Source organism: Streptomyces sp. NPDC006879 (genome assembly GCF_042869595.1).
Classification (GTDB): Bacteria; Actinomycetota; Actinomycetes; order Streptomycetales; family Streptomycetaceae; genus Streptomyces.
In genome coordinates this window covers 140,309-157,274 of the sequence record NZ_JBIAGC010000006.1, presented here as the reverse complement: position 1 = coordinate 157,274, position 16,966 = coordinate 140,309, and the positions used below count along the sequence as shown (strand labels likewise).

15 protein-coding genes are annotated in these 16,966 nt (G+C 69.7%); 12 read left to right on the top strand and 3 right to left on the bottom strand.

Going from position 1 to position 16,966, the window contains the following annotated elements:
- Positions 1–183 precede the first annotated feature (183 nt).
- Genes argC through ACFYMC_RS07405 form a run of 5 tightly spaced genes read left to right on the top strand, consistent with a single transcriptional unit; the run spans position 184 to position 5,111 of the window.
- Positions 184–1,212 carry an N-acetyl-gamma-glutamyl-phosphate reductase gene (gene argC / locus ACFYMC_RS07425; protein ID WP_388520206.1) on the top strand — a complete coding sequence of 343 codons (1,029 nt, stop codon included), beginning with the start codon at positions 184–186 and terminating at the stop codon, positions 1,210–1,212.
- Complete coding sequence (gene argJ, locus ACFYMC_RS07420) at positions 1,209–2,381, top strand: bifunctional glutamate N-acetyltransferase/amino-acid acetyltransferase ArgJ (protein ID WP_388520203.1); 1,173 nt, start codon at positions 1,209–1,211, stop codon at positions 2,379–2,381. Before argC ends, argJ begins: the two co-directional genes overlap by 4 nt.
- Entirely contained in the window at positions 2,378–3,343 is a 966-nt protein-coding gene (argB, locus tag ACFYMC_RS07415; RefSeq protein ID WP_388520201.1) for an acetylglutamate kinase, read from the top strand. The genes argJ and argB overlap by 4 nt, the downstream gene beginning before the upstream one ends.
- Positions 3,340–4,563, top strand: coding sequence for an acetylornithine transaminase (locus tag ACFYMC_RS07410; RefSeq protein ID WP_388520198.1), 1,224 nt, complete (start codon positions 3,340–3,342; stop codon positions 4,561–4,563). The genes argB and ACFYMC_RS07410 overlap by 4 nt, the downstream gene beginning before the upstream one ends.
- 14 nt (positions 4,564–4,577) lie before the next feature.
- Positions 4,578–5,111 (top strand): arginine repressor, encoded by a 534-nt coding sequence (locus tag ACFYMC_RS07405; protein WP_388520195.1) that lies wholly within the window; start codon positions 4,578–4,580, stop codon positions 5,109–5,111.
- Between the two features lie 39 nt (positions 5,112–5,150).
- Here ACFYMC_RS07405 and ACFYMC_RS07400 read toward each other — a convergent pair whose 3' ends face one another.
- Positions 5,151–5,867, bottom strand: coding sequence for a L,D-transpeptidase (locus ACFYMC_RS07400; protein WP_388520192.1), 717 nt, complete (start codon positions 5,865–5,867; stop codon positions 5,151–5,153).
- Positions 5,868–6,048: 181 nt separating this feature from the next.
- Positions 6,049–7,413: a HEAT repeat domain-containing protein gene (locus ACFYMC_RS07395; protein ID WP_388520189.1), complete on the bottom strand. Its 1,365-nt coding sequence runs from the start codon at positions 7,411–7,413 to the stop codon at positions 6,049–6,051.
- Positions 7,414–7,532: 119 nt separating this feature from the next.
- Here ACFYMC_RS07395 and ACFYMC_RS07390 point away from each other — a divergent pair, with 119 nt between their 5' ends.
- The 5 genes from ACFYMC_RS07390 (at position 7,533) to ACFYMC_RS07370 (ending at position 14,231) form a co-directional block, all read left to right on the top strand.
- On the top strand, positions 7,533–8,726 hold the full coding sequence (locus ACFYMC_RS07390; protein ID WP_388520187.1) for an argininosuccinate synthase: 1,194 nt from the start codon (positions 7,533–7,535) through the stop codon (positions 8,724–8,726).
- An 87-nt stretch (positions 8,727–8,813) separates the two neighbouring features.
- Entirely contained in the window at positions 8,814–10,253 is a 1,440-nt protein-coding gene (gene argH, locus ACFYMC_RS07385) for an argininosuccinate lyase (RefSeq protein ID WP_388520184.1), read from the top strand.
- A gap of 201 nt (positions 10,254–10,454) precedes the next feature.
- Positions 10,455–11,003 (top strand): TetR/AcrR family transcriptional regulator, encoded by a 549-nt coding sequence (locus ACFYMC_RS07380; protein ID WP_388520182.1) that lies wholly within the window; start codon positions 10,455–10,457, stop codon positions 11,001–11,003.
- Positions 11,000–12,544 (top strand): MFS transporter, encoded by a 1,545-nt coding sequence (locus ACFYMC_RS07375; protein ID WP_388520179.1) that lies wholly within the window; start codon positions 11,000–11,002, stop codon positions 12,542–12,544. Before ACFYMC_RS07380 ends, ACFYMC_RS07375 begins: the two co-directional genes overlap by 4 nt.
- Before the next feature lie 178 nt (positions 12,545–12,722).
- Positions 12,723–14,231, top strand: coding sequence for a membrane-associated oxidoreductase (locus tag ACFYMC_RS07370; RefSeq protein WP_388520176.1), 1,509 nt, complete (start codon positions 12,723–12,725; stop codon positions 14,229–14,231).
- Between the two features lie 20 nt (positions 14,232–14,251).
- Here the strand turns inward: ACFYMC_RS07370 and ACFYMC_RS07365 are convergent, their stop codons facing one another.
- Positions 14,252–14,923 (bottom strand): lysophospholipid acyltransferase family protein, encoded by a 672-nt coding sequence (locus ACFYMC_RS07365; protein WP_388520173.1) that lies wholly within the window; start codon positions 14,921–14,923, stop codon positions 14,252–14,254.
- Between the two features lie 226 nt (positions 14,924–15,149).
- Here ACFYMC_RS07365 and ACFYMC_RS07360 point away from each other — a divergent pair, with 226 nt between their 5' ends.
- Together ACFYMC_RS07360 and ACFYMC_RS07355 are read left to right on the top strand one after the other, a co-directional pair.
- Positions 15,150–16,352, top strand: coding sequence for a glycerophosphodiester phosphodiesterase (locus ACFYMC_RS07360; protein WP_388520170.1), 1,203 nt, complete (start codon positions 15,150–15,152; stop codon positions 16,350–16,352).
- Positions 16,353–16,438: 86 nt separating this feature from the next.
- A complete protein-coding gene (locus tag ACFYMC_RS07355) occupies positions 16,439–16,963 on the top strand; it encodes a sigma-70 family RNA polymerase sigma factor (protein WP_388520167.1) in 525 nt (174 codons plus the stop codon).
- Positions 16,964–16,966: the final 3 nt, after the last annotated feature.

Sequence of the window (16,966 nt, the reverse complement as noted above, 5' to 3'; positions counted from 1 at the left end):
CGCCGTTCACCCATGTGTGGGCACGAGACCCGTACCTCTCCGCACGGAGCGCTCGGCCCGCCAGGTGGAGCACTCACCCGCCAACCGGAGCGCTCAGTCACACCCCTTCGGCGGGGCGCCAGCGGCAGCATTGCATAAACGTGCATTGAAACGTATAGTCATGCCATCGACGAGGAGGGTTCGATGGCGGTACGAGTAGCGGTTGCCGGGGCGAGCGGGTACGCGGGCGGTGAGTTGTTGCGCCTGTTGCTCGGGCATCCAGGCGTCGAGATCGGCGCGCTGACCGGGAACACCAACGCCGGGCAGCGCCTCGGCCAGCTCCAGCCGCACCTGCTGCCGCTGGCCGAGCGAGTCCTGGAGCCGACCACGGCCGAGGTCCTCGCCGGACACGAGGTCGTCTTCCTGGCGCTGCCGCACGGGCAGTCCGCCGCCATCGCCGCCCAGCTGGGCGAGCAGACGCTGGTCGTCGACATGGGGGCCGACTTCCGGTTGACCAGCGCCGAGGACTGGGCGGGCTTCTACGGCTCCCCACACGCCGGAACCTGGCCCTACGGTCTGCCCGAGCTGCCCGGGGGTCGGGCCGTGCTGGAGGGGAGCAAACGCGTGGCCGTGCCCGGCTGCTATCCGACGGCCGTCTCCCTGGCGCTCTTCCCCGCCTATCAGGATCGGCTGGTCGAGGCGGAGGCGGTGATCGTCGCCGCCACGGGTACCTCCGGCGCGGGCAAGGCGCTCAAGCCGCACCTGTTGGGCTCCGAGGTCATGGGATCCATGAGCCCCTACGGGGTGGGTGGTGGCCACCGGCACACCCCGGAGATGATCCAGAACCTCAGCGCGGTCGCGGGTCAACGGGTTTCCGTTTCCTTCACGCCCACGCTGGCGCCGATGTCCAGGGGGATCCTCGCGACGTGCAGTGCCAAGGCGAAGCCGGGGGTCACATCCGAGTCCTTGCGGGCCGCCTACGAGAAGGCCTTCGCCACTGAGCCCTTCGTACACCTCCTCCCCGAGGGGCGGTGGCCCGCGACCGCCTCCGTGCACGGCTGCAACGCCGTACAGCTTCAGGTCGCGTACGACGAGGCTGCCGATCGCGTGATCGCGATCTGCGCCATCGACAACCTGACCAAGGGCACCGCCGGCGGAGCGGTGCAGAGCATGAATATCGCCCTCGGCCTCGACGAGGGCCTGGGTCTTTCCACGATGGGAGTCGCCCCGTGAGCGTCACGGCCGCACAGGGATTCACGGCTGCGGGAATCGCCGCCGGGATCAAACAGAACGGAAATCCGGACCTGGCCCTGGTGGTCAACGAGGGCCCCCGCCGGTCCGCCGCAGGAGTGTTCACCTCCAACCGTGTCAAGGCGGCCCCGGTGCTGTGGTCCGAGCAGGTACTGCGCGGTGGGGCGGTCAGCGCCGTCGTGTTGAACTCCGGTGGAGCCAATGCCTGTACGGGGCCCAAGGGCTTCCAGGACACCCATGCCACCGCCGAGAAGGTCGCGCAGGTGCTGACTGACATCGGTGGGCACGGCGAGCACAGCGCCGGCGAGATCGCGGTGGCTTCCACCGGACTCATCGGTGTGCAGTTGCCCATGGACAAGCTGCTGCCCGGTGTGGAGTCGGCCGCCGAGGCGCTCTCGGGCAGTGGCGGTGAGGCCGCGGCCATCGCCATCAAGACCACCGACACCGTGCACAAGACGGCCGTGGTCACGCAGGACGGTTGGACCGTCGGCGGGATGGCCAAGGGCGCGGGGATGCTCGCCCCGGGCCTGGCCACCATGCTTGTCGTGCTCACCACGGACGCCGACGTGGACAGCGGCGCCCTCGACACGGCGCTGCGCGCCGCCACCTGCACCACCTTCGACCGGGTGGACTCCGACGGCTGCATGTCCACCAACGACACCGTGTTGCTGATGGCCTCCGGTGCCTCGGGCGTGCTACCCGCCCAGGAGGACTTCGCCGAGGCCGTACGGAGGGTCTGCGCTGATCTGGCCCGGCAGCTCATCGGCGATGCCGAGGGGGCGAGCAAGGACATCCAGGTCGAGGTGACGGGCGCCTGGACCGAGGAGGACGCAGTGGAGGTGGGCCGGACCATCGCCCGCAACAACCTGCTCAAGTGCGCCGTGCACGGCGAGGACCCCAACTGGGGGCGGGTGCTCTCCGCGATCGGCACCACCAAGGCGATCTTCGACCCGGACCGGCTGAACGTGGCCATCAACGGGGTGTGGGTCTGCAAGAACGGCGGCGTGGGCGAGGACCGCGAGCTCGTCTCCATGTCCGGCCGTGAGGTGACGATCACGGCGGATCTCGCGGCCGGTTCCGAGTCCGCCGTGATCTGGACCAACGACCTGACCGCCGAGTACGTACACGAGAACAGCGCCTACAGCTCATGAGCGCCGCGCGCAAACACACCGCTCTTCCCAAGGCCGAGATCCTCATCGAGGCCCTGCCCTGGTTGACCCGCCATCACGGCAAGACCGTGGTCATCAAGTTCGGCGGGAACGCGATGGTCGACGAGGCATTGAAGGCGGCCTTCGCCCAGGACGTGGTCTTCCTGCGGCACGCCGGACTCAAACCGGTGGTCGTCCACGGTGGTGGCCCCCAGATCAACGCGCAGTTGGACCGTCACGGACTGGTCAGCGAGTTCAAGGCGGGCTTGCGGGTCACCACGCCCGAGGCGATGGACGTGGTGCGGATGGTGCTCGCCGGTCAGGTCCAGCGGGAGTTGGTCGGTCTGCTCAACCAGCACGGACCGCTCGCCGTGGGTATGACGGGCGAGGACGCGCACACCATCACGGCGGTCCAGCACCGGCCGGAGATCGACGGGGAGCTGGTGGACATCGGTCGGGTCGGTGAGATCACTTCCATCGAGACCGGCGCGATCGAAGCGCTGCTGGAGGACGGCCGGATCCCGGTGATCTCCTCCATCGCGCGCAGCGCCGAGGACGGTCATGTGTACAACGTGAACGCCGATACCGCAGCGGCGGCGCTCGCAGCGGCGTTGAACGCCGAGACCCTGATGGTCCTCACCGACGTCGAGGGCCTCTACGCGGACTGGCCGGCCAGCGATGAGGTCATCAGTCAGCTGACAGCCAGCGAACTGGAGAAGCTGCTCCCCGAGCTCTCCAGCGGCATGGTGCCCAAGATGGAGGGATGCCTGCACGCCGTCCGTAACGGCGTACACACCGCACGTGTCATCGACGGGCGGGTGCAGCACTCGATCCTGTTGGAGATCTTCACCGACGAGGGCATCGGCACGATGGTCGTACCCGACGCGGCCGAGGCCCGGCACACGGGTGCGGCGGAGCAGGGCCAGTCGGGTCACAGTGACGAGAAGGAGGGCGGAGCGGCATGAGCGGCACGGCCAACAGCCAGGGCAACCAGAGCCTCGCCCAGCGGTGGCGCGCCTCGATGGCGAACAACTACGGGACGCCACAGCTGACCCTGGTGCGAGGGGCGGGCGCCCGGGTGTGGGACGCCGACGGGCGTTCGTACACCGACTTCGTCGGGGGCATCGCGGTGAACGCGCTCGGGCACGCCCACCCCGTGGTGGTCCAGGCCGTGTCCGGGCAGATCGCCACGCTCGGCCACGTCTCCAACCTCTATGCCACCGAACCGCCGATCATGCTTGCGGAGCGGTTGCTCCGGTGCTTCGGGCGTCCTGGACGGGTCTTCTTCTGCAACTCGGGGGCGGAGGCGGTCGAAGGAGCCTTCAAGCTGGGGCGGTTGACGGGGCGCGGGCACATGGTGGCCACGTCTGGGGGCTTCCACGGCCGGACCATGGGAGCGTTGGCCCTGACCGGGCAGCCTGCAAAACAGACGCCCTTCCTGCCCCTGCCCGGCGAGGTGTCACATGTGCCGTACGGCGATGTGGAAGCGCTACGGGCCGCGGTCACCCGGGAGACCGCCCTCGTCATCATCGAACCGATCCAGGGCGAGAACGGTGTGGTCGTCCCGCCGCCCGGCTACCTCAAGGCTGCCCGCGAGATCACCAGGGCCACCGGCACCCTCCTGGTGCTGGACGAGGTGCAGACCGGGATCGGACGCACCGGCCACTGGTTCGAGCACCTCGCCCATGAGGGCGTCGAACCCGATGTGGTCACGCTCGCGAAGGGGCTGGGCGGAGGACTGCCCATGGGGGCGACCGTGGCCTTCGGGCCGGCAGCGGACCTCTTGCAGCCCGGACAGCACGGCACCACCTTCGGCGGCAACCCCGTGGCCTGCGCCGCTGGACTCGCCGTACTGGAGACCATCGAGGCAGAGGGACTCCTCGACCGGGCCAAGGCGACCGGTGAGCGGCTGCGTTGCGCCATCGAGAGCCCTGGCGGCGCCCCGAGCCACCCCCTGGTCTCCCATGTCCGCGGTGCGGGGCTCCTCCTGGGTATCGTGCTGACCGAGCCACTTGCACCGCAGGTGCAGAAGGCGGCTCAGGACGCCGGCTTCCTGGTCAACGCGCCCGCCCCCGACGTGATCCGGCTCATGCCGCCACTGGTCATCGCCGAGGCGGAGGTGGACGCGTTCCTCCGGGCACTGCCCGGCATCCTCGATGTCGCGCACGGGGACGGACACCGCTGAGAAATGAGACGACGATGAGTCAGGCGCACAACGAGCACGGCGGTCCTGCCGTACCGCAGACCCGCACGGCCCGCCACCGCCGGATCGTGGACATCCTCAACCGGCAGCCGGTGCGGTCCCAGAGCCAACTCGCAAAGTTGCTCGCAGACGACGGACTGAGCGTCACTCAGGCCACGCTCTCCCGAGACCTCGACGAGCTGGGTGCGGTGAAGATCCGCAACACCGGCGGCGAGTTGATCTACGCGGTACCCAGCGAGGGCGGATTCCGTACTCCCCAGGCGCCACTCGGTGAGTCGGTGAAGGAGGAGCGGATGCGCCGCCTCTCCGGTGAACTGCTCATCTCCGCGGAGGCGTCCGCGAACCTCGTCGTCCTGCGCACCCCGCCCGGCGCCGCCCAGTTCCTGGCATCCGCCATCGACCAGGCCGAACTGCGGGCGATCCTGGGCACCATCGCCGGAGACGACACCCTGATGCTCATCAGCCGGGATCCCAACGGCGGTCAGGCGCTGGCGGACCACCTCCTGAGGTTGGCTCAGAAGGAGGGCTGACCGCCCGGTCCTGCCGCGTGCGGCGGCAGGACCGGGCGGTCAGTAGCGTGTCACAGCCAGTGGACCGGTGGCGCTGCCGATCGCGATGTGCGGGTCTTCCTCCTGGTCGGCCCAGAGCAGGATGCGCTCCATTGCCTCCGCGGGTACTGAGACGCACCCCGCCGTGGTCCCCTCGCCGTCCACGTGCAGGAAGATGCCTGCTCCGCGGCCCTGCACCGGCTGCGCGTAGTTGAAGCCGATGACCAGCGCACGGGCGTACTGCTGCGGATAGGTGATCAGGTGTTCGGCCTCGTGCGGTGCGCAGTCCGCAGGTCGGGGCTCCACCCAACGGTTGTAATGGACCGAGGAGTTGTCCTGGCACCACCAGGAGTCCGCCCCCACGGGCCGGTACGGGTAGCTGGTCCCGGCTGGGGCCGGCTCGATGCCGAAGGCGTAGGGCAGGTCGTACAGTCCGCTGGGGGTGGTGCTGGTGCCCTGGGTGCGGGAGTCGCCCTCGACCAGGCCGTTCGTACCGAAGCGGGCGGGTGCGCTGCCCACCCGCGCCCAACGCCCGGAGCGGCGGCGTTCCCACCAGGTCAGCGTTCCCGCGGTGTGGGACGGTCCGAGGGCGACCGCGGTGATCAGTTGATCCCCGCCGCCCGTATCGGCCATCAGGTGCGGCAACGGGAAGGCCGTGTCGGCCGTGCTCTGGGGCGCCGCGCCGAGGGCGCCGATGAGGGCGGCGAGTACGAGGGCGGTGTGGAACCGGCCGGGCATGTGCGCTTCCCCTGCGGTCGAAGGAGCTCGGGCCGCGGTCGGGCCCCGTTACGGACGGTCTACCAGAGGGCGTGCGAAGCCGGCGGGAGCGTTGGCGCCGGAGTTTCTCGCGGCGGTCCGGTGTGATGCCCACCGCTGCGACCGGAGGCCGGGCCGAGACCTCAGCCGTGCGGCGCCCCGGTCATCCGGTGGGGCCGCCGGGTGGCGGTTGTTCGTATCGGGCGCGCTGTGCCTCGTAGGCGACCTCGGGGTCCTCGTCGTCCTCCAGCGCGGCCAGGACCCGCCTACGCAGTCCGAGGCCGTGCGCGCACAGCAGGCGCAGCCCGGCCCGCCTGACGTGTCGGGGTTGACTCCTTGCGACGAGCCCCGCGAGCCAGGCCTCGGGTACCAACAGGACGTAGGGGACGAGCGCTTTGCGGGCGGCCCGTACGACGGCGGGGTGCGGGTCGGTCATGGCGGCCATCAGCTCGTCCGGAGGGGCGGCGTCCGTCATGCGCAGGGCGGCCAGGGCGGCAGCCCGGACCCGCCCTTCGGGATGGCCGGTCAGTGGTCGCAGCAGTTCCAGGGCCTTCGGGCCCGCGGACTCGGCGAGGCCGAGGACGGCCCCCGGCGGCAATCCGGGGCTGGCGGGATCGGCGCACATCGACCGGTAGTGCGGGAGCGGGTCCTCGCCTTCCAGGCGCATGACCAGACGGGCCGCCGAGCGGACCCGGGCCGAGGGGTCGCTGAGGTGGACCTGAGCCTTCGCGCCCCGGCCGGCTCTGTGCAGGGCGGTGACGGCGGAGGACCGGGCCACGGCGGAGGAAGCGGCCAGCAGCGGGTCCAGGAGTCCGTCGGGATCGCCGGGGGTGACGGCGGCCAGGAGGGCTTCGGTGCACAGGTGGCGCACCGCCGGATCCTTTCCGGTGGTCGCGAGCTCGGTCAGTCGGCGAGGGGTGAGCAGCCCGCGTTCCAGGGAGTGCCGTACGCCGAGTAGTCGGGCGTGCGGCAGTGGACTACCGCACAGGTGGTGGAGCAGGGTGTCCGGCAGCGGTCCCGCCACGGCGAGTACCTGTTCCAGGGCCCAGCTCCCGTGGCGGCGCAGGGCCAGGCGCACGGCGAGGGACACCAGGTCGGTGGCCTGGAGTGTCCCATGCGTGAGGGCGGTGCGCAGGAGGGCCCGTGCTGGTTCGCGTACCCGGGGTTGGCCGTCCGCGCACCGGATGAGGACCAGCGGTATCACCTCCGGCCGGTCGGCCGCGAAAGTCAGTGCGGTCTCCCGGACCCGGCCGCGGTCGTGGCACAGGGCTAGGGCGAGTTCGGGTTCGGACGGAGGCAGCTGCGACCAGGCGACGTCTGCGGCCTCTTCGTCCCAGCGGGGGGCGTTGGCCCAGTCCACGGTCTCGTCCCGGCCGTTCCACCAGGTGGAGAGCCTTATGCGGCCTTCCAGGTGTACCCAGGCCTCGGGGTCGGTGGTGTCGATCGCCCGGGCGAGTGGCTTACCGAGCAGGAGCCGTTCCTCCGGGGTGAGGTAGCGCGTGGGTGACAAGGGGATCAGCGTCCACATATCCCGCACCCTAGGGAAGGTGCGCCCGTTCTGACCAGGTGCTTCCGCTCCCCTTTGACGAAACATACGGAGTAGTGCATAGTTATGCCTGTCAGTGATTGCACCCTAAGGAGAAACCCGTGACCGAGCGCGTCGTACTCGCCTACTCGGGCGGCCTGGACACCTCCGTCGCCATCGGCTGGATCGCCGAGGAGACGGGCGCCGAGGTCATCGCCGTTGCCGTGGACGTCGGCCAGGGCGGCGAGGACCTGGACGTCATCCGCAAGCGCGCGCTCGCATGCGGTGCCGTCGAAGCCGAGGTCGCGGACGCCAGGAACGAGTTCGCCGACGAGTACTGCCTCCCGGCGATCAAGGCCAACGCCCTCTACATGGACCGCTACCCACTCGTCTCGGCCCTTTCCCGGCCGACGATCGTCAAGCACCTGGTGGCCGCGGCCAAGAAGCACAACGCGGGCGTCGTAGCCCACGGCTGCACCGGCAAGGGCAACGACCAGGTCCGCTTCGAGGCCGGCATCGCCGCCCTCGGCCCCGACCTGAAGTGCATCGCCCCGGTCCGGGACTACGCCATGACCCGCGACAAGGCCATCGCCTTCTGCGAGGACAAGCAGCTCCCCATCGCGACCACCAAGAAGTCCCCGTACTCCATCGACCAGAACGTCTTCGGGCGGGCTGTCGAGACCGGCTTCCTCGAAGACATCTGGAACGCCCCCATCGAGGACATCTACGAGTACACCTCGAACCCGGCCCTAGCCCGCGAGGCCGACGAGGTGGTCATCTCCTTCAAGGAGGGTGTCCCGGTCGCCATCGACGGCCGCCCCGTCACCGTCCTGCAGGCCATCCAGCAGCTCAACGAGCGCGCCGGTGCCCAGGGCATCGGACGGATCGACATGGTCGAGGACCGCCTGGTGGGCATCAAGTCCCGCGAGGTGTACGAGGCGCCCGGCGCCATCGCCCTGATCACCGCCCACCAGGAGCTGGAGAACGTCACCGTCGAGCGCGAGCTCGCCCGGTACAAGCGGCAGGTCGAGCAGCGCTGGGGCGAGCTGGTCTACGACGGCCTGTGGTTCTCCCCGCTCAAGCGGGCCCTCGACGGGTTCATCGACGAGGCCAACCAGCACGTCACGGGAGACATCCGGATGACCCTGCACGCCGGGCGTGCCGTCGTCACCGGCCGGAAGTCCGAGGAGTCCCTCTACGACTTCAACCTGGCGACGTACGACTCCGGAGACACCTTCGACCAGTCCAAGGCCCAGGGGTTCATCGAGCTCTTCGGCCTCTCCTCGAAGATCGCCGCCAAGCGCGACCTTGCATAAGCCCGCCCCGGCACGTACCTGACCGCCTCCCCGCTTCCTCCGCGGCGGGGAGGCGGTCGCACATCCCCCCTTAGAGGAGCAGTAGCTGTGAGCAGCAACAACGGTGACCTCAGGCTCTGGGGCGGCCGATTCGCCGACGGTCCGGCCGAGGCCCTCGCGAAGCTGTCCGCCTCGGTCCACTTCGACTGGCGTCTGGCGCCCTACGACATCGCCGGGTCCCGCGCCCACGCCCGTGTGCTGCGCAAGGCGGAGCTGCTCACCCCCGAAGAGCTCGACCGCATGCTCGCCGGCCTCGATCAGCTTGAGGCGGACGTCGCTTCCGGGGCGTTCGTCGGCACCATCGCCGACGAGGACGTCCACACCGCGCTGGAACGGGGTCTGTTGGAGCGGCTCGGGGTCGACCTCGGCGGCAAGCTCAGGGCCGGGCGTTCCCGCAACGACCAGGTCGCCACTCTCTTCCGGATGTACCTGCGCGACCACGCCCGGATCATCGGCGCGCTGATCGCGGACCTCCAGGACGCGCTCGTCGCCCTGGCCGAGGCCCACCCGACGGTTGCCATGCCCGGCCGCACCCACCTCCAGCACGCCCAGCCGGTGCTGTTCGCCCATCATGTGCTGGCCCACGTCCAGTCCTTGTCGCGGGATGCCGAACGGCTGCGCCAATGGGACACCCGTACCGCGGTCTCCCCCTACGGGTCCGGCGCTCTGGCCGGTTCCTCCCTCGGCCTGGACCCGGAGGCGGTCGCCGCCGACCTCGGGTTCGAGCGTGGCTCGGCCGGCAACTCCATCGACGGCACGGCCTCCAGGGACTTCGTCGCCGAATTCGCCTTCATCACCGCGATGATCGGGGTGAACCTCTCCCGGATCGCCGAGGAGGTCATCATCTGGAACACGAAGGAGTTCTCCTTCGTGACCCTGCACGACGCCTTCTCCACCGGCTCCTCGATCATGCCGCAGAAGAAGAACCCGGACATCGCCGAGCTCGCTCGTGGCAAGTCCGGACGTCTGATCGGCAACCTCACCGGCCTGCTCGCCACGCTCAAGGCACTGCCGTTGGCCTACAACCGGGACCTCCAGGAGGACAAGGAGCCCGTCTTCGACTCCTGTGACCAGCTTGAGGCGTTGCTGCCCGCCTTCACCGGGATGATGGCCACGCTCACGGTGAACCGGGAGCGGATGGAGGAGCTCGCGCCGGCCGGTTTCTCCCTCGCCACCGACGTCGCCGAATGGCTGGTCCGGCAGGGCGTCCCGTTCCGTGTCGCACACGAGGTCGCCGGAGAGTGCGTCAAGGAGTGCGAGGCGCAGGGCATCGAGCTGGATGAGCTCACGGACGAACAGTTCGCGAAGATCTCTGAGCACCTGACCCCTGAGGTGCGCGGTGTGCTGGACGTGCCCGGCGCGCTCGCCTCACGCAACGGCCGAGGTGGTACCGCGCCCTCCGCGGTGGCGGTCCAGCTCGCGGAGGTCAAGACCGATCTGGTGATCCAGCGCGCCTGGGCCACGGCCAAGGGGCCGAACGGGTCCTGACCCCAGGGGTGCCTGGGCCTCATCACGGCGAAGGCCGGCCCGTACCCCCGATCGCCATCGCGGTCGGGGGTACGGGTCTTTGTGCGGTCCGGGGCGTCCCCGTCTGGGCCGGTCGGTGACAGGGGCAGGGCGTCGGCGAGCAGATGAGACGGCAGATTATTAAATGAGACATGAGAGTCTCATTCGCTGTAGGGTTGTCTCATGGCTATGGATCGTGACCAGGTGCTGCGCGACGCTGCCGCCCTGCTCTCCCGCAAATCGACCGCCACCATGGACGAGGTGGCCAAGGCCGCGGGAATCGGGCGGGCCACCTTGCACCGCCACTTCGCCGGACGAGACGCGCTGGTCCGGGCCCTTGAGGACCTCGGCATCCGCCAGTTCGACCAGGCCATCGACCGCGCTCGACTCGACGCGGGTCCGGTCGTCGACGCACTGCGGCGGCTGGTCGCCGAGATCGAGCCCAATGCCCAACTGCTGGCCTTCCTCGTCACCGAGAACCAGCTGTTCGAGGGCGACGAGGTCAACGAGGGCTGGGCCCGTCTCGACGCGCGGGTCGCCGCGCTCTTCAGGCGCGGCCAGGAAGCGGGCGAACTGCGGATCGACCTCAGTCCCGCCTGGCTGACCGAAGCCCTCTACGGCCTGATCGGTACCTGCGCCTGGGCCGTCATGGACGGCCGGGTCGCCACCAAGGACTTTCAATACATGATCACTGAGCTGCTGCTCGGTGGCGCACGACGGAGCGAGAAATGACCGGGACCACATCACTGCGAGCAGCCGAGCGGACGGCGGCCAAGAGCCCCGGCCGCTGGATCGCGCTCTCCGTGCTGGTGCTCGCCGTGCTTCTCGTCGCCGTCGATGCGACCGTGCTCGGTCTTGCCACCCCGTTCCTCAGTGAGGACCTCAAGCCCTCCGGAACCCAACTGCTGTGGATCGGCGACGTCTACTCCTTCGTCATCGCCGGCTTGCTGGTCTCGATGGGTAGCCTCGGTGACCGCATCGGTCGCAAGAAGCTGCTGCTGCTCGGTGCCACCGCGTTCGGCGCGGTCTCGGTCCTGAACGCCTACGCGACCAGCCCCGAGATGATGATCCTCGCCCGGGCGCTGCTCGGTGTCGCCGGCGCCACCTTGATGCCCTCCACGCTCGCCCTGATCCGCAACATCTTCCACGACCCCCGCGAACGCAGCCTCGCGATCGGGATCTGGGGAGCCACCGCCTCGGCCGGCGCCGCGGTCGGCCCGGTGGTCGGCGGCTTCCTGCTGGAGCACTTCTGGTGGGGGTCGGTCTTCCTGATCAACCTTCCGGTGATGGCCGTCCTGGTCCTCGTGGGAGTAAGGCTCCTGCCGGAGTCCAAGAACCCGGTGGCGGGTCCCTGGGACCTGCTCAGCGTGGCCCTGTCCCTGGTCGGAGTGGTCAGCGTGGTCTATGCGGTCAAGGAAGTCGCGACCTCTGGTCTCAGCTGGGAGGTGGCGGTGGCCGCGACCTTGGGCGCGGGCACCCTCTACGCCTTCATCAGGCGCCAACTGACCCTGCCCTCACCGCTCCTCGACATGCGGTTGTTCCGGCACCGCGGCTTCTCCGGCGCCGTGCTCGCCGACCTGCTCACCGTCTTCGGGCTGTCGGGGCTGGTCTTCTTCCTGTCGCAGTTCCTCCAGCTGGTGCAGGGACGCTCTCCGCTGGAGGCGGGCCTGGCCGAACTGCCCGCCGCGGTCGGAGCCGTGGTGACCGGCCTGATCGCCGGCGTCGTGGCCCGGCGCTACTCGGTGCGATCCGTGGTGTCCGGGGGCCTGGCGGCCATCGCCCTGGCGCTCGGGACCCTGACCATGCTCGGGCAGCACACCGGATACCCGTTGATGGGGGCTGCCCTGCTGGCGGTCGGTCTCGGTGCGGGCTTCTCCTTCACGGTCACGGCCGATGTCATCCTCTCCAGCGTGCCCAAGGAACAGGCGGGTTCGGCGTCGGCGGTGTCCGAGACGGCCTACGAACTCGGTGCCGCTCTCGGCATCGCCCTGCTGGGCTCGATCGTCACCGGGGTCTATGCGGGATTCCGGGTGCCAGCGGGAACGCCCGCGGACATAGCGGGCGCGGCCCACGAGTCGCTCGGTGGAGCCGTGGAGGCCTCGCGGGCCCTGCCGTCCGAGGGGGGCGCCGAACTCCTGGGAGCGGCCCAGGACGCCTTCGTCGAGGGGCTCCGGCTCGCCTCCGGGGTCGGCGCGGCCGTGCTGCTCGCCACCGCGGTTGCCGCCTGGTTCCTGCTGCGGGGTCAGAAGCTCGCGGACGGCGTCTCGCACTGACGCCACGGCCCTGGCACCGCCTCTTGTGATCGAGCCGGACGGGACGGCTGTCCGCGGCGGAAACGGACCCTGCCTCCGGAAGGGCCGCCGACCGGCCGCCTGTTCTTAATCAAGTAGGCAATGAACAAAGGAAGTTGGTCGTTGACATGGAGAAGGTGCATACGACACCATCCCGCCGATGGAGTTCAACGACCTGACCCCTGCCGAACGCCGGATCTGGGAGGCGTTCCCGCGCGGCGAGGGGGTCGACTTCCGCGAGAGCTCCGACGAGGATCCCGGCGAAGGGGCCTCCTGGGGGCCGGAACGCACCGTCCGCGCCAAGGTGCTGCGCTCCCTGTTGTTGGGCTCCGTCGCGCGCCCGGGTGAGGTCGCGGGCCTCAAACTCAAAGGGGCCCGCGTCACCGGCACCCTGGACCTCAAGTACGCCACGGTCGAGCACCCCGTGCGGATGCGGTCCTGTCACTTCGAACGCCCCCCGGACCTGTACGGCTCCCAACTGCGGGCGCTGGTGCTCACGGGCTCGGTGCTGCCGGGGCTCACCGCGGGGACCATCCGGGTCGACGTGGTGCTGCGGCTCAGCTGTTGTCGGATAGCCGGTCCCGTCCGGTTGGCCGGCGCACGCCTGTCCGGATTCTTCCTCAACGACGCCGAACTCGGCGTTCCCGCGCCGGTCGAGGATCCGGAGGTCGATCCGGAGGCCGCGCAGGCTGCCCACACCACCGAGCCCGCGCTCCAGCTCAACCACGCCGAGATTGCCACCGACCTGTGGGCCGCCGGGTTGGTCGCGCACGGACAGGTCCGCATCAACGGGGCGGTGGTAGCGGGGCAGGTCAACCTCGACGACGCGGAACTGCACACCCCACGGGGCACCGCCCTGCATGCCGAAACCCTGTCGGTGGGAACCGATCTGCGAGCCATGCGGCTGCGCGCCCACGGACGCGTCAACCTCAGCGGAGCCAGGATCCCGGGCCAGTTGAACCTGGCTTACGCACGGCTGTCGTACCCCGGCGGCCAAGCGCTGCGGGCCAGTAGTTGTGTCATCGGTGAGCTGTGGCTACGGGAGGCCTCACCCATCCAAGGAGCCGTCAACCTGCGCCGTACCCAGGTGGACCTGCTGCACGTCCCCCAGGAAGTCTGGCCGGAAAGCGTGCACATCGACGGGCTGACCTACCGCAGCCTCGCCCCCTCGATGCCGGCCGTCCAGCGGCTGCCCCTGCTGGAGAGAGAGGAGTCGGGCTACCTGCCCTACGCCTACGAACAACTCGCCGCCTCCTACCGGACGGTGGGAGACGAGGACGGGGCACGCACCGTACAACTCGCCAAGCTGCGCCGCCTCCGCCGCACGCTGCCCCCTCACACCCGGCTGTGGGGGGTGCTGCAGGATGCGACCGTCGGGTACGGATTCCGGCCGTTGCGCGCCGCGGTGTGGCTCACGGCCCTGCTCCTGATCGGGGCGGTGGCCTTCGCACTGAATCCGCCGCCGCCCTTGAAAGCGGACGAGGCGCCCGGCTTCAACCCCGTCTTCTACACCCTCGACCTGATGCTGCCGATCATCGGCTTCGGGCAGGAGTCGGCCTTCGCCCCGCGCGGCGGCTACCAGTGGCTGTCCTATCTGCTGATCGTCGCCGGGTGGTTGCTGGCCACCACCACCGCGGCGGGGATCAGCCGCGCGCTGCGCCGCCGGTAGCCTCCGCGCCGGAGGAGTGCTCAGGCGGCCTTGGCCTTGGTGGCGTACATGTCGACGTACTCCTGACCCGAAAGTCGCATGACCTCCGTCATCACCGAGTCCGTGACGGCGCGCAGCACATAGCGGTCCCGGTCCATGCCCTCGTACCGGGAGAACTCCATCGGCTGGCCGAAGCGGACCGTGACCCGGCCCGGACGCGGGAGACCCGCGCCGCCCGGCTGTAGCTTGTCGGTGCCGATCACGGCGAACGGGACCACGGGTGCGCCGGTCATCAGGGTCAGCCGGGCGATGCCGGTCCGCCCGCGGTACAGCCGGCCGTCGGGGGAGCGGGTGCCCTCCGGGTAGATGCCGAACATCCGGCCCTCCTCCAGGATCCGCCGGCCCGTCATCAGGGCGGCGACCCCTCCGTTCGCCCCGTCGCGATCCACCGGCACCATGCCGACACCGGTGAAGAACCAGGCCATCAGCCGGCCCTTGACACCCTTGCCCGTGACGTACTCGTCCTTGCCGATGAAGACGACCTGACGCTCACACACCAGGGGCAAGATCATGGAGTCGATGAAGGTGAGGTGGTTGCCCGCGAGGATCACCGGACCAGTGCCCGGGATGTTCTCCGCGCCTTCGACCCGGGGGCGGAACATCAGCCGCAGTACCGGTCGCAACGATGTCTTGATGAGCTTGAAACGGGACAACGGGGCCCTCCGGCGTCGTGAGGAGTGGGCACGGCACGAGGTCTGTGCAGGTGAGGACGATACTCTCGGCTGCCTGCCGGTTGCACATCGGGTTCACACATCAGATACGTAGTGTTGACTTCAGTTTGCGCTGAGTTCCGGCCACGTGCGCCCGCCAGCAAGGACCGCCAGCCTACGATCAGGCCGCCGCGACCGCGGTGAACGGACCTGTATCGGGGAGTCACTCATGACCCATGGGGGAACCAAGGACGGCGCCGCGGCGGGTACCAGCCCGGCCCGACGCAGCCTGCTGGGAGCAGCCGTGTTCGGCGCCGGAGGCGCCGCGCTCGGCCTGTCGGCCACCACGGCGCACGCCGCCCAGGGCGGCGGAGCCACCGTCACCACGGCCTCCCGCGGGCATCGGCCCGCGCACCGCCGCCTGCCGGTCCCGGCGATCATCGCGCACCGCGGAGCCAGCGGGTACCGCCCCGAGCACACCCTGGGCTCGTACCAGCTGGCTCTGGACATGGGTGCACACGTGATCGAACAGGACCTCGTCCCGACCAAGGACGGGCACCTGGTGTGCCGTCACGAGAACGACATCACCGGCACCACGGACGTGGCCGACCACCCGGAGTTCGCTTCGCGCCGGGCCACCAAGACGGTGGACGGGGTGTCGACCACGGGTTGGTTCACCGAGGACTTCACGCTCGCCGAGCTGAAGACACTACGGGCGAAGGAGCGGATTGCGACCATCCGTCAGGAGAACACCCTCTATGACGGGCGCTGGAGCGTGCCCACCTTCGAGGAGGTGCTGCGGTGGGCGGATCAGGAGGGGCGCCGTCGCGGTGCGGAGGTCTGGCTGCACGTGGAGACCAAGCACCCCACGTACTTCCGGGGGTTGGGTTTGGGCTTGGAGGAGCGACTCGCCAAGCTGCTGCGCCGCTACGGTCGCCACCGTCACGATTCGGCCGTCTTCCTCCAGTCCTTCGAGCCCTCCAGTATCCAGCGCCTCGGGAAGCTGGTCGACTCCCCGCTGGTGGTGCTCCTCTCGGCGGCGCACACCCGCCCCTGGGACTTCGAGGTCGCGGGCGATCCGCGCACTGTGGCCGACCTGGTCAAGCCGAAGGGCCTGCGCTGGATGGCCGGCTTCGCGCAGGGCATCGGCCCGACCGCTGACCTGATCATCCCCAGGGACGCGGACGGCGCGTTGGGTACTCCCACCACCTTGGTGCGCGACGCCCACCGCAGTGGACTGGTCCTGCACCCCTACACGATGCGCAACGAGAACGCCTTCCTGCCGGCCGACTTCCGGCGCGGGAGCGACCCCGCGGCATACGGGGACGCGTTCGGCGCGTTCCGGACGTACTTCGAGCAGGGGATCGACGGCATCTTCACCGATATGCCGGACACCGGGCTGTTGGCCTTCGAGGACTTCCGTCGCCGCTGACCCTGGGTACGCACGGGAGTCACCCGTTGGGGTGAGGAGTGGCTCTAGGGGCAACCAGAAGCCGTAGGGCGTGCGTCGAGCGCGGCATGGACCTGCCCCTCGAAGAACTCGGCCCGCTGCTCTCCGCCGAGGCAGCGGCCGAAGCGCACGGTACCGGCGCCGATCCCGAGGACCTGGAACAGGCCGTGTGGGTGAGGCTGCTGGAGGGCGGTCCGGGAGTGATGCTCGCCGGCGAACCGGCTGGCTGGGTGCGGCGTGCCGTACGCGCCGAAGCCCGCACGGCGCGCCGCAGGGCCCGAAGGGAAGTCCCCTACCGCGAGGCGGGGCAGCCCTCCTCACCGGAACTCCTGGCTCTGGAGGGCGAGGAACGGCGGACGCTGCGGGCCGCGGCGGCTCGACTACCCGGACGCTGTCCGGAATTGATTTCTGCACTTCTGTCGCCGCAGGACCTGACGTACCGCGAAATCGCAGGGGAGTTGGGTATCTCACAGGGGAGTCTGGGGCCGGCACGTTCCCGTTGCCTGGGATGTCTGCGCAGAATGCTGGCAGCGGAGGTTGTGTCTCCTGACCTTTTGGGAAAGGAGCGTGAGAACCGACGGGCTACCAGTTGAGCT